A 23,611-nucleotide genomic window follows, 5' to 3' on the forward strand; every position below is an offset into this window, starting at 1 on the left:
TCGGATCCTTCCGATGCAGGTAGTATTCCCAAACGACCGACAGTTCTTGGGTCGAGACAGGGGACCGGTCTCTAAACCTCTGGGGAACTTGCGTTACGAACGTTGCCTTGATGCGCGCATAGTGACGAGAGAGGCCCGCGGTTGCGGGCCATTTGAATCGTTCAGTCGGCGGTATTTTTGAACGGGTACGATTAAAATTTTATCAACGCCGCGAGCGGGCAAGGTCTCACAACCTTCACTTGCTTTCGACGCCAACCAGACCGCTCCCGAACAGTCGCGCCGGTTGCATAATCGGTCCTGATCGCGATCGGGATTGCCGTCCCTTGCTTGCGTCGGCCGCTGATTTGCGGCGCTCGGCCGCGCAATCCCGCACGCCTCCTTTATTTTTCCCGGAGTCGTCCCGCGGCCCTTGACCGGGAACCCGATCCTTCACGATTTCATGATCTATGATGAATATTGACAATCATCATTAAACATTCCACAGTGGCATGAGATAGGCTTCTGAAGGATTTTCCCGATGCTGTCTCATCGCTCTTTCTCCTGGTCTTCCAAGTTCTTCTGGTCCTCCAGGTATTTGCCGTTCGTTTTGGTCATCCTTCCGGCGCTGGCGCTGGGAGGCTGCAATGAATCGGTCGCCGAGAAGGCCGAGCCGGCCCGCCCGGTTCTGACCGCCACCGTGCATTACGAGGCGGAGACGCCAGACCGTAGCTTCGTCGGCACCATCAAGCCGCGGATCGAGACCGACATGGGTTTCCGGGTGCCCGGCAAGGTCGCGAAGCGCCTCGTCGAGGTCGGCCAGACCGTTGAAGTCGGCCAGCCGCTCGCCACCCTTGATGAAGTCGATCTCAAATTGCAGGCCGAGCAGGCGCAGGCGGAATTGAATGCGGCCACCGGCGTGCTGGCGCAGGCCGCCGCCGCCGAGCATCGTGCGCAGGAACTGCGGACGAAAGGCTGGAGCACCGACGCGCAGCTCGATCAGGCCAAGGCCACCGCCGACGAAGCGCGGGCACGGCTGAACCGCGCGCAGCGCTCGGTCGAACTGACCCGGAATTCTCTGTCCTATGCGACGCTGACGTCCGACACCCGCGGCGTGGTGACTGCGACGTTGGTCGATGCCGGGCAGGTGGTCGCCGCGGGTCAGGGCGCGATCCGCGTCGCGCGCCTTGGTGAAAAGGAAGCGGTTGTTGCGATTCCGGAAACGCTGATCGGTCGCGCCAGGACCGGCACCGCGCGCGTGTCGCTGTGGTCGGAGCCCGGCAAGACCTATGCGGCGAAACTGCGCGAGATCGCGCCGACCGCCGATCCCGCGACCCGCACCTATCTCGCCAAGTTCTCGCTGCCGGATGCCGACGACAAGGTTTCGCTCGGCATGACGGCTACGCTGACGCTTGCCGACGCCGCCACTTCGCGCGTGGCGCGGGTGCCGCTGTCGGCGCTGTTCAGCCAGGGCGGACCGTCGCCGCTCTATGTCGTCGATGACAAAGGCGACGTCGCGCTGAAGCCGGTCGCTGTCAAATCCTACGAGAGCAACGACGTCATCATCACCGGCGGTGTGGGCGAGGGCGCGAAGGTCGTCGTGCTCGGCGTGCAGAAACTCGATCCCGCGCAGAAGGTGCGGGTGGTGTCGTCGCTGTCGTTCTGAACGCGGAGAGTGCCATGAAGCGCTTCAATCTGTCCGCCTGGGCGGTGAGCCATCCGGCGCTGATTCTGTTCCTGATCGTCGCGCTCGGCGTCGCCGGCTTCTTCTCCTACGAGAAGCTGGGCCGGGCCGAAGATCCCTCTTTCACGGTCAAGGTGGTGAACGTCTCGGTGATGTGGCCCGGCGCGACCGCGGAGGAAATGCAGACCCAGGTCGCCGATCCCATCGAGAAGAAGCTGCAGGAACTGCCGTATTTCGACAAGGTGCAGACCTATTCCAAGCCGGCTTTCACGGCGATGCAGGTGTCCTTCCTCGACTCCGCCCCGCCGAAGCAGGTGCCTTATCTGTTCTACCTGCTGCGCAAGAAGCTTGCCGATGCGCAGGGCAGCCTTCCGGCCGGAATCATCGGGCCGGTGGTCAACGACGAGTTCAGCGATGTCGATTCCATTCTTTATGCACTGACTGGCAACGGCGCGGATTACGCGCAGTTGAAAAAGGTTGCCGAAGGTCTGCGCCAGCGGCTGTTGAGGGTGGACGGCGTCACCAAGGTCAACCTCTACGGCATCCAGGACGAGCGCATCTACGTCGAGTTCTCCCACGCCAAGCTGGCCACGCTCGGCATCGCGCCACAGGCGATCTTCGATTCGCTTGCAAAACAGAATGCGGTAACGCCGGCCGGCACCGTCGAAACCTCGTCGCAGCGGGTGGCGTTGCGCGTTACCGGCGCTCTCGATGGCGCCGAGGCGGTGGCGGAGACGCCGGTCGAAAGCAACGGGCGTGTGTTCCGCCTCGGCGATATCGCGACCGTCACCCATGGCTTCGTCGATCCGCCGACATTCAAGGTACGGCAGGAGGGCAAGCCGGCGCTCGGCATCGGCGTCGTGACCGCGAAGGGCGCCAACATTCTCCAACTCGGCGAGGACGTCACTAGGGCCGCCGACGAGTTCATGCAGGCGGTGCCGCAGGGCATCAACATCGAGCGCATCGCCGATCAGCCGAAAGTGGTCGAGCACGCCGTCGGCGAGTTCGTGCATTCGTTCATCGAGGCGCTGGCGATCGTGCTATTCGTCAGCTTTCTCGCATTGGGCTGGCGCACCGGCATCGTGGTGGCGCTGTCGGTGCCGCTGGTGCTCGGGATCGTCTTCATCGTCATGAATGCGATGTCGCTCGACCTTCACCGCATCACGCTCGGCGCCTTGATCATCGCGCTCGGCCTTCTGGTCGACGACGCCATCATCGCGGTCGAGATGATGGTGGTGAAGATGGAGCAGGGCTGGGATCGCTTTCGCGCCGCGTCCTTTGCCTGGGAGTCCACCGCGTTTCCGATGCTGACCGGCACTTTGGTGACGGCAGCCGGCTTCCTGCCGATCGGCTTCGCCAATTCGGCCGTGGGCGAATACGCCGGCGGCATCTTCTGGATCGTGGCGATCGCGCTGGTCGCCTCCTGGTTCGTCGCGGTGATCTTCACGCCCTATATCGGCGTCAAGTTGCTGCCGACCATCAAAGTCGGCCACAACCACGATCCGCACGCGATCTACGAGACGCGGGTATATCGGGCCTTGCGCGCGGTGATCCAGTGGTGCGTCAACCACCGCATCAAGGTGGTGGCTGCGACCGCGGGCATCTTCGTCGTCGCCGTCGTGGGCTTCGGTCATGTCCAGCAGCAGTTCTTCCCGCTGTCGGAGCGGCCCGAACTGTTCCTGCAACTGCGGCTGCCGGAAGGTACGGCGTTCGGCGTCACCGAGAAGTCGGTGAAAGAGGCCGAAAAGCTCCTGAAGGACGATAACGATATCGCCACCTACACCGCTTATGTCGGCCAGGGTTCGCCGCGTTTCTGGCTCGGACTCAATCCGCAACTGCCGAACGAATCCTTCGCCGAGATCGTGATCGTGGCGAAGAACGTCGAGGCCCGCGAGCGGATCAAGGCAAAGATCGAGAAAGCGGTCGATGACGGCGCGCTGACCGAGGCGCGGGTCCGGGTCGATCGCTTCAACTTCGGTCCGCCGGTCGGCTTCCCCGTTCAATTCCGGGTGATCGGCCCCGATCCCAAGGTGGTGCGCGACATCGCCTACAAGGTGCGCGACGTCGTGCGCGCCAATCCGAATGTGAAGGATCCGAACCTCGACTGGAACGAACAGACGCCGTATCTCAAGCTCGTGGTCGATCAGGATCGCGCCCGTGCGCTCGGTCTGACGCCGCAGGATGTCTCGCAGGCGCTCGCCATGCTGATCTCGGGCGTTCCGGTGACGACGGTGCGCGACGGCATCGAGAAGGTCGGCGTCGTCGCGCGTGCAATCCCGTCGGAGCGTCTCGACCTCGCCGGCGTCGGCGATCTCACCGTGACGTCGCGGGGCGGCGTGGCGGTGCCGCTGTCGCAGGTCGCGAAGATCGAATACGCCCACGAGGAGCCGATCCTGTGGCGGCGCAACCGCGACATGGCGATCACGGTGCGCGGCGACGTGGTGGACGGCGTGCAGGCGCCCGACGTCACCAACCAGATCTGGCCGAAATTGCAGGAGATTCGCGATCACCTGCAGCCGGCCTACCGGATCGAGGCAGGCGGTGCGTTCGAGGAGTCCGCCAAGGGCAACGCTTCGATCTTCGTGCTGTTTCCGGTCATGGTCATCGTGATGCTGACGCTGCTGATGATCCAGTTGCAGAGTTTTTCGCGGCTCGTGCTGGTGTTCATGACGGCACCGCTCGGTATCATTGGAGCTTCGCTCGGGCTCAATGTCGCGAACCAGCCGTTCGGCTTCGTGGCGCTGCTCGGCCTGATCGCGCTGGCCGGCATGATCATGCGCAACGCGGTCATTCTGGTGGATCAGATCGAGGCCGATGTCGCGCACGGCCTCACCCGCGGCGAGGCGATCGTCGAAGCGACGGTGCGCCGCGCGCGGCCGGTGGTGCTGACGGCGCTGGCCGCGATCCTTGCGATGATTCCGCTGTCGCGCTCGGCGTTCTGGGGCCCGATGGCGATCACCATCATGGGCGGGTTGTTCGTTGCGACCTTCCTGACCCTATTGTATCTGCCGGGTCTCTACGCGCTGTGGTTCAGGAAGAGCCTTAATGAGCGCGGCGGCGAGCCGGAGCAGGCCGAGCCCGTACCGTACGAGACGCAGCTCGCTTTTCCGCTTGCTCAGGCCGCGGAATAAGTGAAGATTGGTTCTCTCATGGCGATGATCACAGACAACACCGAGGCTGATACGCGCCACCGGATTCTGGTGGTGGCGGAGAAACTGTTCCGCGAGATCGGCTATCAAAAGACCACCGTCGCCGACATCGCGAAGGTGCTGCGGATGTCGCCCGCCAACGTCTATCGCTTCTTCGACTCGAAGAAGGCGATCCACCATGGCGTGGCACGGCGGCTGATGGGCGAGGTCGAGGACGCGGCGCAGGCGATCGGGGCCGCGCCCGGTCCGGCCGCACAGCGGTTGCGGGAATTGCTGTCGACGATCCATCACATGAACAGCGAGCGCTATGTCGGCGATTCCAAGCTTCACGAGATGGTCGCCATTGCCATGGAAGAAGACTGGGATGTCTGCAAGGCGCATATGGAGGATATCGCCGCGACTATCGGCGAGGTGATCGCCCAGGGCGCGGCGAACGGCGAGTTCGAGGCGCCGGACGTACCGCTGGCGTCGCTGTGCACATGCACGGCGATGATGCGTTTCTTCCATCCGCAGATGATCGCGCAATGCGTCGACAAGCCGGGGCCGACGCTCGATCAGATGATCGATTTCGTGCTTGCCGGCCTTGCGCCGCGCGGCGGGGGGCGCAAATAACAAAAACAATACGCGCAGAATATCAGGGGTGAACGGCGTGACCGGCAAGGATTTGCCCGCGGGAATGGCGCGCAGCACTCCACTAGCGCGACCCGTTTGGCAAAATCTCAACGACGCTATAGGGCTTCCTCGCCAGATCAGCGCGGTCAATAAGCTGCAGGGTGGGAGCTTGACGAGCTAAAGCTTGCCGTTCTTCAGGAAGCAGCACTGCAATTGAGTCGGTTTGCAGCCGCGCCAAGTCGTCCAGTGTCATCGCGCGGATCCGGCTCGGGACGTAAACCAGCATATTGCGTTCAGTTGAGCTGCCGATCACATATAGCGGTCCCGGATGCTGCTGGATAACGGAGGAGATCGCGGTGCCTGCTATTCGACTCTCCTGAAAAAGATGCGGCCAGAAAGGCATCGCCACCCATCCTCGTACGAGCAGCGCGGAAAAGATCAGATAAGTCACAACCAGTGCTGACGCGATGACTTTGGGGTGGCTATGGCGCCAGCTCTCAAACATCAGTCCGCAAATGACCGCTAGTGTCATCGTCCCCGGCATCGCATAGCGCGCGGCCACTTTACCCGGCCAGAACAAGAGAACCAGGGTGCAAGCCACGGAGTAGAGGATCGCGGCAAGCAGCAGGTCGTTTCGGGTGTTGAGGTCGTTTCGAGTGTTTCGCCATCTGCGGACGGCGATCAGAACTGCCGGTGCTATCAAAATGGATCCCGGCAAAAATTCGATAGCTAAACTCTTGACGAAATCCAGATGGCCCAGAATCGTGGCAAGGCCGTTGGTCGTATGCGACAGGCGTGAATGAGCTTCCCAGGTTTCCATATCGCTGGGGTGATAAATGATGGCATACCAGCCGCCGATGATCAGCCCCGAGCATAAGTTCGCGGCGATGAATGCTGGAATCTGATCACGCTGCTTCAGAAGGATGTAAGCGCCAACGCCGAGAGTAAAGTAAGCGACGGGCTGCGGTCCTTTGGTCAAGCCGGCAAGGGCGATCAAGATGCTCACGCAGAGCCATCGCCCAAACGTCATGCTCTTGTCGGCAGTTCCCTGCCACCAGACGCAAAAAGCTGCAAACAGCAAAGTCGCGAGAACGATGTCGGGCTCGGCATTGATGAACTTGGGTGCGACAACAGGCATGCTGATCCAGCACAGCGCGCCGAAAATAGCCGCACTCTTGCCGGTGACGGACCGGAGCAGGTTGTAGATCAGCAATGTCCCCGCAAGGAAGAAGCAAAGGTGCGGAATACGTAATGACCAAAGTGTGACACCGCCGGTTAACTCGCCAAAAAACGCCGTTATCCATGACAACAGAACGGGTCTTTCGACGAACCGCTCTCCGTAAACGAAGGGCGTGAGCCAATGGCCGTCCTCCACGGCACCGCGCGCAATGGCCAGAACCGTGCCTTCCTCCAGGTTCGAGGCGCGAATGATTGTGGCAGGGATCGCTTGAGCGAGGAACAGACCTATTACCCAGAGGACGGGCCAACGGGATTGCTCCAAACGCGAAAACCTGGAAAGCAACCATTCGCCTGGTCGGAAGAAAAGGCTCCAGTATCGCGTAATCGTAGACGGCTCGCCAGCGCTCGCTTGACTCATCGACGCCCCAAAAAAGTTAGCCGCGACGAAAAGCGTGCTATCAGGCACTTGGACGGGAGCACAAGCCCGGAATGCCCGGCCCGACGCCAGCAATGTCAGTTACAGTCTGCCAATTGTCGTTCGAATTGAAGGACGGGGCTGGCTGAACTGCAAGGGCTGAATTGCAAGGCTCGGCATTCTTGGAAGCGCGCCATAAATGACAGGTATTGGCCACGCCACCTGCAAGGGCTACCCCCGAAGACGATCACATTTTCGCAAATCGCGTTTTCGGAACTCTTGCGCTATCTTGTCGTTGTAGGCGGGGCTCCAGCCGCCCAATTCCGCTTAGTTTTCAATTAAGAAACATGAAATGAAACGCGGTTTTCCCTATTTTAAGGATATTTCCTTTATAGGTGTAAAGGCATTGCCTTTAGCAATCCCAACCGGACCGACCGTGCGGACTACCCGAACAAGAGGACATTGCGATGAGTTTTCGCCGTGACGTGATCTCCAAGCTGATCTTCTCCTGGGCGCGCCGCGTGCTGCCGTCGATGTCGGATACCGAGCGCGAGGCGCTGGAGGCCGGCGACGTCTGGTGGGACGCCGATCTGTTCACCGGCAATCCCGACTGGACGAAGCTGCTGGCGACCTCGCCGGCGACTTTGACCGCGGAGGAAGAGGCGTTCCTCAACGGCCCGGTGGACGAACTCTGCGCCATGCTCGACGACTGGAAGATCAATTGGGAATGGCGCGACCTGCCGCCCGAGGTCTGGAGTTTCATCAAGCAGAAAAAATTCTTCGGCATGATCATTCCGACCGAGTACGGCGGACTCGGCTTCTCGCCCTATGCGCATTCGGAAGTGGTGCGCAAGATTTCGTCGCGCTCGCTGACCGCCGCAGTCACGGTGATGGTGCCGAATTCGCTCGGCCCCGGCGAATTGCTGATGCGCTTCGGCACCAGGGATCAGCAGGGAAAATGGCTGCCGCGCCTCGCCGACGGCCGCGACGTTCCGTGCTTCGGCCTGACCAGTCCGGAAGCCGGCTCCGACGCCGCGGCGATGGTCGACAGCGGCATCATCTGCAAGGGCATGTTCGAGGGCCGCGAGGTGATCGGGCTCAGGCTCAACTGGCACAAGCGCTACATCACGCTCGGCCCGGTGGCGACGCTGCTCGGCCTCGCTTTCAAGGCCTACGATTCGGATCATCTGGTCGGCTCGCAGGAGGACCTCGGCATCACCGTGGCGCTGATCCCGACCGATCTGCCGGGGGTGTCGATCGGCCGGCGCCATCTGCCGGCGATGCAGGTGTTCCAGAACGGTCCGAACTGGGGCAAGGACGTCTTCATCCCGCTCGACTACGTCATCGGTGGAAGGGAGCGTCTGGGTCAGGGCTGGAAGATGCTGATGACGGCGCTGGCGGCCGGGCGCGGCATCTCGCTGCCCTCGTTGTCGGCGGCGGGCGCGGCCTTCGCGGCGCGCACCACCGGCGCCTATGCCCGCGTCCGCGAGCAGTTCGGCATTCCGATCGGCAAGTTCGAGGGCATCGAGGAGCCGTTGGCGCGGATCGCCGCAACCGCCTATCTGATCGACGCGGCGCGGCGGCTGACCTGCGCCGCGCTCAACGAGGGCCACCATCCCGCCGTCATTTCCGGCATCATGAAGCTGCACGCCACCGAGCGCTTGCGCACCGTGATCGATGACGCCATGGACATCCACGGCGGCAAGGCCGTGATCGACGGACCGCAAAACTACATCGGCAATCTCTATCGCGGGGTGCCGGTCTCGATCACGGTGGAAGGCGCCAACATTTTGACGCGCAACCTCATCATCTTCGGGCAGGGCGCGATCCGCGCGCATCCCTTTCTGCTGCAGGAGATGAATGCGCTCGGCGACGCCGACAAACTCCGGGGCCTCGATACCTTCGACAAGGCGTTCTGGGCTCATATCTCCCACAGCTTCACCACGCTGTTCCGCGCTTGGGGCCGAAGCTGGAGCGGCGGGGTGTTCGCGCCCGCGCCGGATGATGCGGGCGCGGTGACCGGCTTCTACCGTCAGCTCTCGCGCTATTCGTCGGCCTTCGCATTGTGCGCCGACATGGCGCTCCTGACGCTCGGCGGCAAGCTGAAGCGCAAGGAGATGCTGTCGGCGCGGTTCGGCGATATTCTCTCCGAATTGTATCTGTTGTCGGCCGTCATCAAGCGCTGGCACGACGATGGCCGTCAGGAGGTCGATCTCCCGATGGTCGAATGGTGCATGGCCACTGGCTTCCGCACCATCGAGCAGCGGTTTGCTGATATCCTGGCGAACCTGCCGAACCGCTTCGTCGCGCTCATGCTCAAATTCATGATCCAGCCGCTGGGCGCGCAGGCGCGCGGGCCGAGCGACGCGGTCGTCCATGCCTGCGCGCAACTGGTGCTGGAGCCCTCTGTCGCGCGTGACCGCCTGACGTCGGGGCTCTCGCAGGTCGATGATGGCAGTAGCCCGGCGCTGCTGGAAAAGGCGTTTCTGCTGGTGACTGCCGCGGAGGACGTGTTCAGGCGGATGCGCGCGGCGCGACTGCACGACGCAGACGAGGCGGTGAAGCAGGGCGTCATCACCCAGGTCGAAGCCGAGCAATACAAGGCGGCGCACGAGGCGGTGGTCCGCGTCATCGAGGTCGACGACTTCGCGCCGGAGGCATTGTCCCCGATTTACAAGAAGCCCGCCGGCGTGCATCAGGTCGTGCAGGAGTTGAGTGAGACGAGGGCGGTAGGCTGATGGTGCGTCCGGTCTATATTATCGACGGCAGCCGAACCCCCTTCCTGAAAGCGCGCAGCGGACCGGGGCCGTTCACGCCGGTCGATCTGGCGGTGCAATGCGGACGGCCGTTGCTGGCGCGGCAGCCGTTCGCGCCCGACGCGTTCGATCAGGTCATCCTCGGCTGCGTCAACGTCATCGCCGACGAGATGAACCCGGCCCGCGTCGCCGCGCTGCGGCTCGGCATGGGCGAGGCGATGGTGGCGTTCACGGTGCAGATCAACTGCGGCTCGGGCATGCAGTCGATGGACACCGGCTACCGCTATATCCGCGACGGCAACGCCAACCTGATCCTGACGGGCGGCGCGGAGGCGTTGAGCCATGCGCCGCTGGTGTGGCCGCAGCAGGGCGTGCGCTGGTTCGCAGGCGTCGCCGGCGCCAAGGGCATCGTTGCGAAAATCAAGGCGATCGCGAAAGCGCGGCCGCCCTATTTCAAGCCGATCATCGGGCTTGAGCGCGGGCTGACCGATCCGATCACCGAACTCAACATGGGCCAGACCGCCGAGGTGGTCGGCCACCTTTTCGGCATCACCCGCGAACAGTCCGACGCCTACGCGGTCGAAAGCCACAAGCGGCTTGCGAAGGCGCAGGCCGAAGGCTGGCTCAAGGGCGAACTGGAAACCGCGTTCGCGCGCGACGGCAAATTCTACGATCACGACGACGGCGTGCGCCCTGAGTCCTCGATGGAGACGCTGGCGAAGCTGAAGCCGGTGTTCGAGCGGCCGTGGGGCCAGGTCACCGCCGGCAATTCGTCGCAGATCACCGACGGCGCCTGCTGGACCATTCTCGCATCGGAGGATGCCGTCATCAAACACGGTCTCAAGCCGAAGGCGATGATCATCGACAGCCAGTGGTCGGCGCTCGATCCCTCGATCATGGGGCTCGGTCCGACGTTGTCAGTGACCGAGCTGTTGAAGCGCAACAAGCTATCGCTCCACGACATCGAGACCTGGGAGCTCAACGAAGCCTTCGCCACGCAGGTGCTCGGTTGCCTCGCCGCGTGGAAGGACGAGAAATTCTGCCGCGAGGTGCTCGGCCTCGACGGTGCGGCCGGCACGATCGACCGCGCCAGACTCAACGTCGATGGCGGCGCGGTCAGCCTCGGTCATCCCGTTGGTACTTCGGGAAACCGCATCGTGCTGCATCTCGTCAACGCCATGAAGCGGCTCTGCACCAGGCGCGGTATCGCCAGTGAATGCATCGGCGGCGGGCAGGGCGGTGCCATGCTGATCGAGATGGTGTGAGGACGTCATGGAATCCAGGATATTGGACGTTCTCAAGGATCGCGTGCTGGAGCTCGGGCCGAAACCCGATGCAAGCGGCCCTTATCGCAACTTCAAGCTGACGCGCGATGCCGACGGCGTGGCGTGGGTGCTGTTCGACCGCGCCGATTCCAGCGCCAACACGCTGTCGTCGGAGGTGATGGAGGAGTTCGGCGCGATCGTGAGCGTGCTGGAAAGCCAGCCGCCCGCCGGCATCGTGATCCGCTCGGCGAAGCCGTCCGGCTTCATCGCCGGCGCCGACGTCAACGAGTTCCGCGGTGCCGCCGATCCGGAAGAGGTCGAAACGACGATCGGTCGCGCCCACGGCATCATCGACCGGCTGGAGGCGATGAAGATTCCGAGCGTCGCCGTGATCCACGGCTTCTGCCTCGGCGGCGGGCTCGAGCTGGCGCTGGCGTGCCGGACGCGGATCGCCATCGACAATGCGCGGTTCGGTTTCCCGGAAGTGATGCTCGGGCTGCATCCCGGACTCGGCGGCACCGCGCGGTTCACCAGGCTGGTCAATCCGATGCAGGCGATGACGCTGATGCTGACCGGCAAGACCATCGACGCGCGGAAAGCGCGTGCGCTCGGCCTTGTCGACGCCGTGACCCAGGAGCGCCACGTCCGCAACGCGGTGAAGGATGCGGTGGCCGGCCGGCTGAAACGCGCCCGGCCTAATGCGCCCAACTGGCTGCTTAACTTCGGCCCCGTTCGCGGCTTTCTCGCCTCGCGGATGCGTCGGGAGACGGAGAAGGCCGCATCGAAGGAGCATTATCCTGCGCCCTATGCTTTGATCGACCTTTGGGAGAAGCATGGCGGCAGCAAGGCCGCGATGCTTGCGGCCGAAAAGCGTTCCTTCGCCGGCCTGATGGTAACGTCGACGGCGCAGAACCTGATCCGGGTGTTCTTCCTGCGCGAGCAGATGAAGAAACTCGCGGGCGGCGGCAACCTGGTGAAGCACCTGCACGTCATCGGCGCCGGCGCCATGGGCGGCGACATCGCCGCGTGGTGCGCGCATCAGGACATCCGGGTGACGCTCGCGGATATGAAGCCGGAGCCGATCGCCGGCGCGATCAAGCGCGCATCCGACCTCTACGGCAAAATCGTCCGCAAGCGCACCGGGATCCGCGATGCGCTCGACCGCCTGATGCCCGATCTCAACGGCGAAGGCGTGCGCAATGCCGATCTCATCATCGAGGCGGTGCCCGAAAAGCTCGAATTGAAGCAGAAGGTCTATGCCGGCCTCGAGCCGAGGATGAAGCCGGGCGCGATCCTCGCCACCAACACTTCGAGCATTCCGCTGCAGGAGTTGCGCACCACGCTGCAGCATCCGGAGCGGCTGGTGGGTTTGCACTTCTTCAATCCAGTGTCGCGGCTGCAACTGGTTGAGGTGGTCAGCCACGATGCCGCCGACCCGCAGGTGCTGAAACAGGCCATGGCGTTCGTCGGCGCCATCGACCGGCTGCCGCTGCCGGTGCAGAGTTCGTCGGGTTTCCTCGTCAACCGTGCGCTGACGCCGTACATGCTCGAAGCCATGGTGATGCTCGACGAGAAGATCGACAAGACCGTGATCGATGCTGCGGCGGAAAAATTCGGCATGCCGATGGGGCCGATCGAACTCGCCGACCAGGTTGGGCTGGACATCTGCCTCGCCGTCGGCGACGAGCTGCGCTCGAAGTTCGGTGAAGCTCTTCCACAGCCGCCGGACTGGCTGCGCGAAAAGGTCGCGAAGGGCGAACTCGGCCGCAAGACCGGCAAGGGTTTTTACACGTGGCGCGACGGCAAGGCCGACAAGGGCACCGCGAGCAGGTCGCAGGTCACGCCGGAAATGATCGACCGCCTGGTGCTGCCGATGTCGAACGTGTGCGTCGCGTGCCTGCGCGAAGGCATCGTCGACGATGCCGACCTGGTCGACGGTGCGATGATCTTCGGCACCGGCTACGCGCCGTTCCGCGGCGGCCCGCTGAACTATGCGCGCACCCGTGGCCCGGAGAATGTCGCCGCCAACCTGCGCGAGCTCGCGGAAAAATTCGGCGTCCGTTTTGCGCCGGACCCCGGCTGGGATGCGTTCAAGTGAGGCGACGCGTGATAATGCCTTCGACAGACCGATGACGGACGCCCCATGACTGACGCTCCTATGACCGACGCAACGGCCGTCCACGCCCCGGCGATCACTGAGACCGCGCCGCTCGGTGAACTCTGCACGCGCACGCTGGCGATGCCCGCGGACACCAACCAGAACGGCGACATTTTCGGCGGCTGGCTGCTCAGCCAGATGGACATCGGCGGCGGCATCTTCGCGTCCAAGCTCGCGAAGTCGCGCACCGTGACGGTCGCGATCGACGCCATGAATTTCCGCAAGCCGGTGTTTGTCGGCGATCTCGTCTCCGTGCATGCCACGCTGGTCCGCATCGGCAAGACCTCGATTACGGTGCATCTGGAAGCCTGGGTGATGCGCCGCAAGGAGATGCAGTTCATCCTCGTCACCGACGGCAAGTTCACCTATGTCGCGATCGACGATCAGGGCAACCCGCGGGAAGTCCCGCAGCGGCAAGTCCCGCAGGCCGACCGGCCGGTTCCGGCGTAGTCGGCATCCCACTTCTCGCAGTCAGGTCATTCCGGATGGCTTGCACGGCAAGGCGATTCGGAATCCAGCAATCCGACGGGTCATCAAACCTCGACGGATTCTAGTTGCGTACGCGAGAACCATGTCCATATCCTGATGGTACGACAGGGAACGTTTCTTCCCGATGCCCGTTATTTGCGCGGCCTCCCGGCCGGAAAAATGCGAGTGGGACATGTCGAATACCTATATCATCGAAGTCGGTTCGGAATCCGCCGGCATTGTGGTGCGCGATCGCGCCGGGTTCCGGTTCTTTTCGGCCTCTCGGCGGTTTAGCTCCCTGGACGGCAAGCTGTTCCGCAGTGCCCGTGAAGCGGAGCGTGCCGCGAAGAAGCGCGCGTTGTCGCAAAAATCCGCGTGTCCCGATTTCGTGAAATCGCTCCGTCGGGCGTTACCAAAATTTCGATTTTGACGTTGCCCGGCGCGCAAATAACGCGTTGACCGCTTCACCCGACATCAGCACCATGGGACTTCCGTAGGTCTTGAGGGGCTGCAGTGTCCGGGCTTGCCCAGCGTCAATCCGATATCCTGAACATCGCCCGCGCGTTCGGCAGCGTCGTATGGTGTTTTGACACCGGTATTTTGCATTAAAAAACGTAAGGGGCGTCCGTGGGTCAGGTTTTCGACCTCGCTATCATCGGCGGCGGCATTAACGGGTGCGGGATCGCGCGCGACGCGGCGGGTCGCGGCAATTCGGTCTTCCTGTGCGAAATGAACGATCTCGCCAGCGGCACCTCGTCGCTGTCGACCAAGCTCGTACATGGCGGGCTGCGCTATCTCGAATATTATGAATTCCATCTGGTTCGCGAGGCGCTGATCGAGCGCGAAATCCTCTGGCGGATCGCGCCCCACATCATCCGCCCGCTGCGCTTCGTGCTGCCGCATCACGCGGGCTTGCGGCCGACATGGCTGCTGCGGCTCGGCCTGTTCCTTTACGATCACATCGGCGGGCGCAAGCTGCTGCCGCCGACGCGCTCGCTCGACCTTAAGCGCGACGAGGTCGGCAAGCCGCTGGTCCCCGGCCGCTACCGCAAGGGTTTCGAATATTCGGACTGCTTCGTCGACGACGCCCGCCTCGTCGTCCTCACCGCCCGCGATGCGGCCGATCGCGGCGCGGATATCCGGACCCGGACGCGCGCGGTCGAGACCCGTCAGACCGGCGGCCTCTGGCACCTCACGGTCGAGGACACGCTGAGCGGAGAACGCAGCACCATCGCGGCGCGGGTGCTGGTCAACGCGGGCGGCCCGTGGGTCGAACGGGTGCTGGGGCTCGGCGCCGGCGTCAACACTCGCGCAAGAGTGCGGCTGGTGCAGGGTTCGCACATCGTGGTCGGAAAGCTTTACGACCACGACCGCGCCTACATCTTCCAGAACAGCGACGGCCGGATCGTGTTCGCGATTCCGTATCAGGACGATTTCACCCTGATCGGCACCACCGATCGCGATTACGACGGCGATCCCGCCAGGGTGAAGGCCTCGGACGAGGAGATCGCCTATCTCTGCGCGTCCGTCAGCGAGTATCTGGCGAAGCCGGTGAAGCCGCAGGACGTGGTCTGGACCTATGCCGGCGTGCGGCCGCTCTACGACGACGGCGCCAGCGAGGCCAAGGCCGCGACCCGCGAATATGTCTTCGAACTCGATACGCCCGGCGGCACGCCGCTGCTCTCGGTCTACGGTGGCAAGATCACGACCCATCGCCGGCTCGCAGAAGAAGCGCTGGAAAAGCTGTCGGCCTATCTGAAGGGCACCAAAGCGCGCGAGGGCTGGACCGCGAAGGCGCCGCTGCCGGGCGGCGACATGGCCGTGCCGGCGGTCGCGGCGCTGACGGCGGCGTTGATGCGCGACTATCCTTACCTCGCGCCGGCGCACGCGAACCGTCTCGCGCACGCCTATGGCACCCGCGCGGCCAAGGTGCTGGGCGCGGCGAAATCCATGGCCGATCTCGGTCGGGGATTCGGCGGCACACTGACCGAGCGCGAGGTCCGCTATTTAATCTCCGACGAATGGGCCTGCACTGCGGACGACATCGTCTGGCGGCGCTCCAAGCTGGGCTTGCGGATGTCCGCGGCGGAGATCGCCGCGCTCGACGACTGGTTCGCCGCGCAGCGGACGCAAGCCAAGCGTCCCCAGCAGGAAGCAGGAGCGCGATCATGACCGTCGCCCTCGACTTGGTCACGCGCGTGGTCGAGGGTGTTGCGGCTACTCCGCCGCCTGCGTTTTGCCGTGGAGTGCCGGATAGTCGGTATAGCCGCCGGGCGACTCTTATTTCACGCCCATGAAGTCTCGCTTGCCGATCTCGAGGCCGTTGTGGCGCAGGATGTCGTATGCGGTTGTCGCGTGGAAGTAGAAATTCGGCAAGGCAAAATGGCTGAGATACTGCTGACCCTTCAGCGTCATCGTCTTGTCCGGGCCTGCGGGGAAGGTCACATCGCGATTTTCCGCGCCTTCGAATTTAGCCGGCGCGGCATCCTTCACGTAATCCGTCGCCTTGGCGAGGCGCTGCTGCAACTCGTCAAAGGTTTTTTCCGTATCCGGCGTGCTCGGCACCTCCGAACCGCTCAGCCGCGCGCAGGTCTTCACGGCGAAATCGCAGGCGATCTGGATCTGGCGCGTCAGCGGTAGCATGTCCGGATAGAGCCGCGCGGTCAGCAGCGTTTCGGGCGCGATTTTCCGCGCGACGGCATGGGCTTCGGCTTTGCTGAGAATGTCGGAGAGGGCACCGAGCGTTTGCAGGAAGGCCGGCGCGGCGGAATCGTAAAATGACATGGGATGCTCTTTTTGTTCGATGATGCGGGGTGAAGACGAGATACAGCACAGCGCGCCGCCATCTGCACATGGGGAGCCGCGCCGCATGCCGCAACCTCCGCCATGGCCGGAATAAATCCAGCCATGGCGGAATTTTTGTCGATCGCTTCGCGGTCGGGATCGCCGCTGACGCTGCGCCCGAATGACCGCTACGCTTAACGATGCGGCCGAACCGGACGCGGCGGCTCCGCCGTCGCCTCAGCCGGCCCTGCCGGGGGTGCGGCGTGACCACGCATACGCGCCAGCAATTCGGCGGTCGGCCAGGAATCCGCAGGCTGGCCGTACTTGACCTGCATCGCCTTGACTGCGCTGCGGGTCTGCTGGCCGAGCACGCCGTCGACCTTGCCGACGTCGTAGCCCGCCTTGACCAGCAACTGCTGCAATTGCTTGATCTGCGCGAAGGTGAGTTGCGCCACCTGCGCTGACGGCTTTCGCATCGGCGCAGCGCCTGCGATGCGCGTGGCGAGATAGGCGGCGGTGGTGGAATAGATCAGCGAGTTGTTCCACTCTGTGTACGCGCCGAAATTGTCGTAAGCCAGAAACGCCGGGCCGTTGCGTCCCATCGGCAGCAGCAGCGAGGCCGGAAGCTGGTCGTGCGGCAGCGGTTTGCCGTCGGCGAAAGCGACGCCCCACGCCGCCCACTGGCTGCGCGGATGTTTGCTGGTGAGATCGGCCTGATCCCAGGGAAAATGTGAAGGCGCGTTCGGCGATACCCGCACCTCCTGCAGCCACGGTTCGCCGCGTTTCCATTTCAACCCCGTCGCGATGTAGTTCGCGGTCGAGCCGATCACGTCGGCGGCGCTGTGGATCAGATCGCGGCGGCCGTCGCCATCGTAGTCCACGGCGTAGTCGTAGTAATGCCGCGGCAGGAATTGCGTCTGGCCGAGTTCGCCGGCCCACGAGCCGATCATTTCAGACGGTGTGAGATCGCCGCGGTCGACGATCTTCAGCGCGGCAATGGTCTCGTCGTGGAACATCTCGGCGCGGCGGCAGTCATAGGCCAGCGACACCAGCGAGCGCAGCGTCGACAGCTTGCCCTGCACCGCGCCGAAGTCGCTCTCCAGCGCCCAGAACGCGGTGATCACCGCCGCCGGCACGCCGTATTGCTTCTCGGCGCGTGCAAACGCCTGCGCGTGCTGCTTGATGAGCTTCTGCCCGCGCACCCGCCGCGCTTCCGAGGCCATGCGGCCGGCGAACTGCGTGAACAGTTGCCCGAACACGCGCTGGCCGCGATCGCGGTTCACGATGCCCTGATCGTAGACCATGTAAGGCGCGGCCGCGCTGATCGCGCGCTGCGACACGCCGGCTTTTTGCGCGTCCTGTTCGAGACCGCGCAGAAATTGCGGAAAGCTCATGCCGTTGTGGCACGACGCGCCGCGCTGGGCGAGCGCGGGGGAGGCGAAAGCGAGGGTGGCGAGCAACACGGGGACAATGGCGAACGGAGAAAATCGAAGGAGCATTGTGAATCCCGGTGCGTCATGGCCGGACAAAAGCGCGAAGCGCGTCTTCGCGAAGATAGTCCGGCTACCTATCCGAAAAAGAATCGACGCAACTCTTGTTTGGATGGATTGTCGGGTCAAGCCCGGCAATGATGGAATTTGCACGAATTGACGTACGCGCTTTTTCGTCATTCACCGATACGCAGTTGCGCATCTGTGGGCACGTGAACGCGACAAGCACTGCGCCGTGAATCCGCCGGCAGGCCGTATTTGATTTTGGCCTTCATCGCCGTGCGAATCCGGGCCGAGCAGGTCCTCGACCTCACCGACATCCAAGCCCGGCATCACCGGCTTGTTATTTTACAAGCATACTGACCGGCAGGCTACTCTGCCGTGCGTGTTTTTGCCACGGGAACTTCGAGTTGAGCATCGAGTTGAGGCTTCACTAGGCGTAGTGCGGTTCTCAATTGATAGTGGAATCTCTTGAGGGAGAGCAACTTGAATAGCAATGAAAAGGTCGTTTATGACGATCAGGCTCGCCGGATGTTCGAGCAGATGGTTTCGGCCGAACAGCGCCATATCGCGCAGCGGCTGCAAGAAGATTGCGAATGTAAAGAAGGGATGTTCCCGCGTCGCGCGATATCGAGCCGACGCGGCTTTTTGTTTGCAGCAGGCTCAATCGTCGGAGTAGCGGGCGCATCCAGGATCGCTCGTGCCGAAACGCCGAAGGCTCCGCCCGGGGCGGTCCTTTACGATGTCCCGGCCGACCCGACCAAAGAACAGGGACGGCCCGTCGCCGATGGAAGCTATGGAACGAGGTCTCAATTCGAGACCGAAGTTCGCATGCGTTATCCGACGCCCAACGAGAACACTTCCTGGAGTCTGACTCCGCTCGATAAAAGCCTCGGCAATATCACGCCATCGGGGCTCCACTTCGAACGTCATCACGGCGGTATCCCCACGATCGACCCGGCGAAGCATAACCTGTTGATCCACGGTATGGTGGATCAGCCGATGACGTTCTCAATGGCCGATATCAAGCGGCTGCCTTCCGTGACTCGCAAGCATTTCATCGAGTGTTCCGGCAACGGTCTGACGGAGTGGAACAAGCCGACCATGAAGACCGTGCAGGGAACGCACGGACTGCTCAGCACATCCGAATGGACCGGCGTTCAGTTCGCGACGTTCGCGCGCGAGACCGGATTGAAGGTTGATGCGGCATGGGTGCTGGCCGAAGGCGCCGATGCCGCCGTCATGACGCGCAGCATTCCCATGGAGAAAATGCTGAAGGACGCCCTCATCGTTTACGGACAAAACGGTGAAGCGCTACGTCCCGAACAGGGCTATCCCTTGCGGCTTCTTCTTCCCGGTTATGAGGGAAATACCCACATCAAATGGCTTCGCAGGCTGCAGGTCAGCGACAAGCCGTTCATGACGCGCGAGGAGACCTCGAAGTACACCGATCTTCTCGGCAATGGTAAGGCGCGCATATTCAGCCTGGACATGGACGCCAAGTCGGTCATCACGTTTCCATCGGGAGACATGAAACTGCCGGGCCCGGGTTTCTACGACATCACGGGCCTTGCATGGACCGGGCGCGGGCGAATCCAGTCTGTCGATGTCTCGGTCGATTCAGGAAAGACCTGGTATCCGGCGCGACTGGAATCGCTGGCCGAGCCCATGTGCACGGTGCGATTCAGTTTCCCGTGGATGTGGGATGGAAAGACCGCGGTTCTGCAGAGCCGCTGTACCGACGAGACCGGTTATGTCCAGCCCACCCTCAAGCAGCTCATCGCAATCCGCGGTGATAACGGGCCATTTGGTTCGATCTATCACCTCAATGCGATTCAGAGCTGGGCCGTCAGCGAGGCGGGAGATGTGACCAATGTCCATGCATAAGAAATATTTCGCCTTCATGATCGGCATCTTCCTGTTCTCCGGTGGCGCAAGCGCTCAATCTGTCATCGATCACTTCGGTGTCGGCCAGGCTGCAACGGCGGATGAGGTGGCCAAATACTTCTCAATTCCGCCTTCAGGCCAAGGACTCCCCCCGGGGAGCGGTACGGCAAAAGCGGGCGCGGAGGTTTTTGCCAACAGTTGTGCGGCCTGCCACGGCGACAAAATGCAAGGCAATCCGGCGAAGGGCATAGGCGGTGATCGTCTGCTCGGCGGCCGGGGTTCGCTTGCCAGCAAGACTCCGGTCAAGACGGTGGAGAGTTACTGGCCATACGCAACGACCTTGTTCGATTATGTCAAGCGGGCGATGCCGTTCAGCGCGCCCGGTTCGCTCACGGACGACGAGGTTTATGCGGTGGTCGCCTACATCCTTTCGCAAGCCAAGATCATTAAACCGACTGAGACCATGGATGCGAAGACCTTGCCAAAGGTGGCGATGCCCAACGCGGACGGCTTTATTCCTGACGCACGGCCCGAGCCTCAACTCTACAGATGAATTCACGCATCGGTGCCAGATAAAAAGGTTCTCTCACTCCAACACCAAACGGCCACCGTAACGGCAGTGGCCGGCCGGCGTGCGCCAGAGAAATAGACTTGCTCCGTGCTGCAAGCGGAGCAGGCTGGCGTTCGTCTTCCGCTTCTGATGGAATCAGAAGCGAGGCTCTGTGATTTTGATTTGACACTTTTTCTCACGCGAAACGGCGCTCATCCTCGGGTCAAACTCGAGACATGCTTCGCTCGAAACTCCCTAGCAGGCTGTTGAAGAAGTCTCTGGCGCAGCGGTTCTGGGCATGATTCTCTTGATGCGGATGCGTCGAGGGGGGAGCGATGCGGGGAAGCGACGAACGGTCAGGCTCGCTGTTCAGCTATGTGGACTTGGAGGCTCGGATTCGCTCCGACCATCCGCTGCGAACGATCCGACAGATCGCGAACGCGGCGTTGAATGATCTGTCGAGGGACTTTGACAAGCTCTACACGGCGTTCGGCCGTCCCTCGATCGCACCGGAGAAGCTGCTTCGGGCAATGCTGCTGCAGGCATTCTACGGGATCCGCTCGGAACGGCAGTTGATGGAGCGGCTGGAGTTCGACCTGCTGTTGCGCTGGTTCGTGGGCTTGGGCGTGGACGACCCGGTGTGGGACCACTCGACCTTCTCGAAGAACCGCGACCGATTGCTTGAAGGTGAGATCGCCGCGAAGTTCTTGAACGCGCTGATGGGGCAGCACCAGGTCAAGCGGCTGTTATCAAGCGAGCATTTTTCGGTCGACGGCACGCTGATCGAGGCGTGGGCATCGATCAAGAGCTTCCGGCGCAAGGACGGCGGTGACCAGGACAGTGATGGACCGGGACGCAACGCCGAGCGCAGTTTCCACAACGAGAAGCGCTGCAACGAGACGCATCAGAGCACGACCGATCCCGAGGCACGGCTCTATAAGAAGGGCGGCGGCCAGCCGGCGAAGCTTTGCTACATCGGCCATGCCCTGATGGAGAACCGCAACGGACTGGCGGTGCTGGGTGGCGTGAGCCGGGCGACCGGAACGGCGGAGCGGGATCAGGCGTTGGCGCTGATCGACTGCCACCGCGGCCAAAGCGAGCGGCGGATCACGCTGGGCGCCGACAAGGCCTATGACGTCACCGCATTCGTCGAGGACTTAAGACGGCGTTCGGTCACGCCGCACATCGCCATCGACGGGCATTTGAGCAAGACCGGAAAGCCGCGCAAGACCGCGATCGACCAGAGGACTCTCCGTCATGCCGGATATGCCGTCAGCCAACGCTGTCGCAAGCGCATCGAGGAGGTGTTCGGCTGGATCAAGGCCTCCGCCGGACTTGCCAAGATCAAGCTGCGAGGCCGCGACCGCGTCAACGCCACCTTCACCCTGGCGCTGGCGGCCTACAACCTGATCCGCTTGCCCAAACTCCTGGCAGCCGCCGCGTGAAACACAAGTCGTGCACCGTCAAGATGCTCGATCAGGACCCTGATGGTGGCGCCGCCCGCAGATCACGCTGACTCCATTCCATATCCGTCTCCGTGGGAAACTTCTTCAACAGCCTGCTAGCGCTTGGTGCTGGCGACCAGCAGCCAACGGTTGGCGTCCGCCCCGTCACTTCCCTCTCACACCTCTCTCGCATTCGAAAACGCAAAGCTCGTCATGCGGCGGGTGTTCTCGTCGAGGATCAGCGTGCGCGTGATCGGCGGCTCGGCGCGCTGGGCGCAGTTCTCGCGCTCGCACAGCCGGCAGTTGACGCCGATCGGCGTGCCCTCCGCAGTCGCAAGGTCCATGCCCGTCGCATAAACGAGTTTGGCCGCGTGGCGGATTTCGCAGCCCAAGCCGATGGCGAAGCGCGGCTGCGCCTGCGGATGCGGCGCGACGGGGCGGCGCACCATCTGCGCAATCGAAAAGTAGCGGCTGCCGTCGGGCAGCTCGATCACCTGCTTCAACAGGCGATCCGGCGTGTCGAAAGTCGAGTGTACGTTCCACAACGGGCAGGTGCCGCCGAACTTCGAGAACGGGAACGTGCCGGATGAAAACCGCTTGGAGACGTTGCCGGCGTTGTCGACGCGCAGCATGAAGAACGGCACGCCGCGCGCGTTCGGCCGCTGCAGCGTAGTCAGGCGGTGACATACCTGCTCGAAGCCGGTGTTGAAACGCTGCGCCAGCACGTGGATGTCGTAGCCGAGCGATTCCGCTGCGGCATGGAAGGTCTGGTAGGGCATCAGTACGCAGCCGGCGAAATAGTTCGCGAGCGTGATGCGGTAGAGTTGACGCGAGGTGTCGTCGAGCGCGCCGGCGCGTGCGATGATCGCCTCGAAGCCGGGCGTGCATTCGGCGAGTCCGATCTGGAACGCAAGCTGGAAGGCGCGGCCGGGGCCGTCCACCAGTTCGGAGATCAGAAGCTGGCGGCGGTGACGGTCGAAGCGGCGCAGCGTCTCGCGCATCACATCCACCGGCATGATGCGGGTCTGAATCGAATGCTTTTCCCGCAACCGCGCACTCAAGGCTGCGAACAGGTCCTGCGCGGGAACACTGATCTCGTCGCGCAGGGTTTCCGCCGCCTGCTCCAGTTCGGGAAAATAATTGCGATTGGCCTCGATCAGGTCACGGGCGCGTTCGATCGGATTGGCCTCGAAGCGCGCGCCGGTGCCCTCGTCGCGGTCGGCGAACTGCGCGGCCGCCAGCGTCTCGCCGCGCCGCGCCTCGGTGTAGGCGGCATAGAGGCGCTGCAGCGCATGGGTCACGGCTGGGCAGAGTTCGGCGAGATCGCGCAGCTCCTGCTTCGGCACGTCGATCTGGCGAAACAACGGATCGGAAAAGACCTCGTTCAACTCGGCGAAGAAGCGGTCCTCGTCGGCGGTGGCGAGGTCGCGCAGGTCGAGGTCATAGGTCTCCGCGAGGCGAAGAAGGATCTGCGCGGTGACCGGCCGCTGGTTGCGCTCGATCAGGTTGACGTAGCTCGGCGAGATGCCGAGTCCCTCCGCGATCTGGGTCTGCGACAGCCCGAGCTGCTGGCGGATGCGACGGAAGCGCGGCCCGACGAAGAGCTTTTTGCCTGAATTGGTGGCCATGTCCGCTCTCTTTTGTGACAAAAATTACAACATAACAACTATTACATGTATATGTGTTACACGACATCATCATTTGAAAGCAATACGTCTATGCGAATTGATCGGTTTGGCGTTATCTAAGGTCACATGTTGCGACGCAATGTCATAGATGTGGACTGGAGATAA

At 62.8% G+C, this 23,611-nt stretch carries 16 protein-coding genes; 12 read left to right on the forward strand and 4 right to left on the reverse strand.

Annotated features, from left to right (window positions below):
* Positions 1-517: 517 nt before the first annotated feature.
* The 3 genes from NHAM_RS05510 to NHAM_RS05520 are packed head-to-tail and all read left to right on the forward strand — an operon-like array spanning position 518 to position 5,421.
* Entirely contained in the window at positions 518-1,642 is a 1,125-nt protein-coding gene (locus NHAM_RS05510; protein WP_011509625.1) for an efflux RND transporter periplasmic adaptor subunit, read from the forward strand.
* Between the two features lie 14 nt (positions 1,643-1,656).
* A complete protein-coding gene (locus NHAM_RS05515) occupies positions 1,657-4,791 on the forward strand; it encodes an efflux RND transporter permease subunit (RefSeq protein WP_011509626.1) in 3,135 nt (1,044 codons plus the stop codon).
* A gap of 18 nt (positions 4,792-4,809) precedes the next feature.
* A complete protein-coding gene (locus NHAM_RS05520; protein WP_011509627.1) occupies positions 4,810-5,421 on the forward strand; it encodes a TetR family transcriptional regulator in 612 nt (203 codons plus the stop codon).
* Positions 5,422-5,503: 82 nt separating this feature from the next.
* Here NHAM_RS05520 and NHAM_RS05525 read toward each other — a convergent pair whose 3' ends face one another.
* Entirely contained in the window at positions 5,504-6,943 is a 1,440-nt protein-coding gene (locus tag NHAM_RS05525; RefSeq protein ID WP_245270016.1) for an ArnT family glycosyltransferase, read from the reverse strand.
* A gap of 539 nt (positions 6,944-7,482) precedes the next feature.
* On the opposite strand from NHAM_RS05525, the gene NHAM_RS05530 reads away from it, so the two are divergent.
* The 6 genes from NHAM_RS05530 to glpD all read left to right on the forward strand — a co-directional run bounded on the left by NHAM_RS05530 (position 7,483) and on the right by glpD (position 15,834).
* A complete protein-coding gene (locus tag NHAM_RS05530; protein ID WP_011509629.1) occupies positions 7,483-9,753 on the forward strand; it encodes an acyl-CoA dehydrogenase in 2,271 nt (756 codons plus the stop codon).
* Complete coding sequence (locus tag NHAM_RS05535; RefSeq protein ID WP_011509630.1) at positions 9,753-11,036, forward strand: acetyl-CoA C-acetyltransferase; 1,284 nt, start codon at positions 9,753-9,755, stop codon at positions 11,034-11,036. Before NHAM_RS05530 ends, NHAM_RS05535 begins: the two co-directional genes overlap by 1 nt.
* 7 nt (positions 11,037-11,043) lie before the next feature.
* Entirely contained in the window at positions 11,044-13,134 is a 2,091-nt protein-coding gene (locus NHAM_RS05540) for a 3-hydroxyacyl-CoA dehydrogenase NAD-binding domain-containing protein (RefSeq protein WP_011509631.1), read from the forward strand.
* A gap of 45 nt (positions 13,135-13,179) precedes the next feature.
* Complete coding sequence (locus NHAM_RS05545) at positions 13,180-13,644, forward strand: acyl-CoA thioesterase (RefSeq protein WP_011509632.1); 465 nt, start codon at positions 13,180-13,182, stop codon at positions 13,642-13,644.
* Between the two features lie 211 nt (positions 13,645-13,855).
* Positions 13,856-14,092, forward strand: coding sequence for a hypothetical protein (locus tag NHAM_RS28025; RefSeq protein WP_041357739.1), 237 nt, complete (start codon positions 13,856-13,858; stop codon positions 14,090-14,092).
* Positions 14,093-14,289: 197 nt separating this feature from the next.
* Entirely contained in the window at positions 14,290-15,834 is a 1,545-nt protein-coding gene (glpD, locus tag NHAM_RS05560) for a glycerol-3-phosphate dehydrogenase (RefSeq protein WP_011509634.1), read from the forward strand.
* 108 nt (positions 15,835-15,942) lie between these two features.
* Here the strand turns inward: glpD and NHAM_RS05565 are convergent, their stop codons facing one another.
* The gene (locus tag NHAM_RS05565) at positions 15,943-16,446 is read right to left on the reverse strand and encodes a DUF1993 domain-containing protein (RefSeq protein WP_041357740.1); all 504 of its coding nucleotides are present in this window, start codon (positions 16,444-16,446) and stop codon (positions 15,943-15,945) included.
* A 194-nt stretch (positions 16,447-16,640) separates the two neighbouring features.
* Positions 16,641-17,945 (reverse strand): lytic murein transglycosylase, encoded by a 1,305-nt coding sequence (locus NHAM_RS05570; RefSeq protein WP_011509636.1) that lies wholly within the window; start codon positions 17,943-17,945, stop codon positions 16,641-16,643.
* 600 nt (positions 17,946-18,545) lie between these two features.
* Between NHAM_RS05570 and soxC the strand changes: the two genes are divergently transcribed.
* From soxC to NHAM_RS05585, 3 genes are all read left to right on the forward strand, one after another.
* On the forward strand, positions 18,546-19,823 hold the full coding sequence (soxC, locus tag NHAM_RS05575) for a sulfite dehydrogenase (RefSeq protein WP_011509637.1): 1,278 nt from the start codon (positions 18,546-18,548) through the stop codon (positions 19,821-19,823).
* Positions 19,810-20,376, forward strand: coding sequence for a c-type cytochrome (locus NHAM_RS05580; protein WP_011509638.1), 567 nt, complete (start codon positions 19,810-19,812; stop codon positions 20,374-20,376). The genes soxC and NHAM_RS05580 overlap by 14 nt, the downstream gene beginning before the upstream one ends.
* A 332-nt stretch (positions 20,377-20,708) precedes the next feature.
* On the forward strand, positions 20,709-21,818 hold the full coding sequence (locus tag NHAM_RS05585) for an IS5-like element ISNha7 family transposase (RefSeq protein WP_011509106.1): 1,110 nt from the start codon (positions 20,709-20,711) through the stop codon (positions 21,816-21,818).
* A gap of 176 nt (positions 21,819-21,994) precedes the next feature.
* Here the strand turns inward: NHAM_RS05585 and NHAM_RS05590 are convergent, their stop codons facing one another.
* Positions 21,995-23,446 carry a helix-turn-helix domain-containing protein gene (locus NHAM_RS05590; protein ID WP_011509639.1) on the reverse strand — a complete coding sequence of 484 codons (1,452 nt, stop codon included), beginning with the start codon at positions 23,444-23,446 and terminating at the stop codon, positions 21,995-21,997.
* Positions 23,447-23,611: the final 165 nt, after the last annotated feature.

It is taken from the genome of Nitrobacter hamburgensis X14 (assembly GCF_000013885.1).
GTDB classification, from domain to species: domain Bacteria; phylum Pseudomonadota; class Alphaproteobacteria; order Rhizobiales; family Xanthobacteraceae; genus Nitrobacter; species Nitrobacter hamburgensis.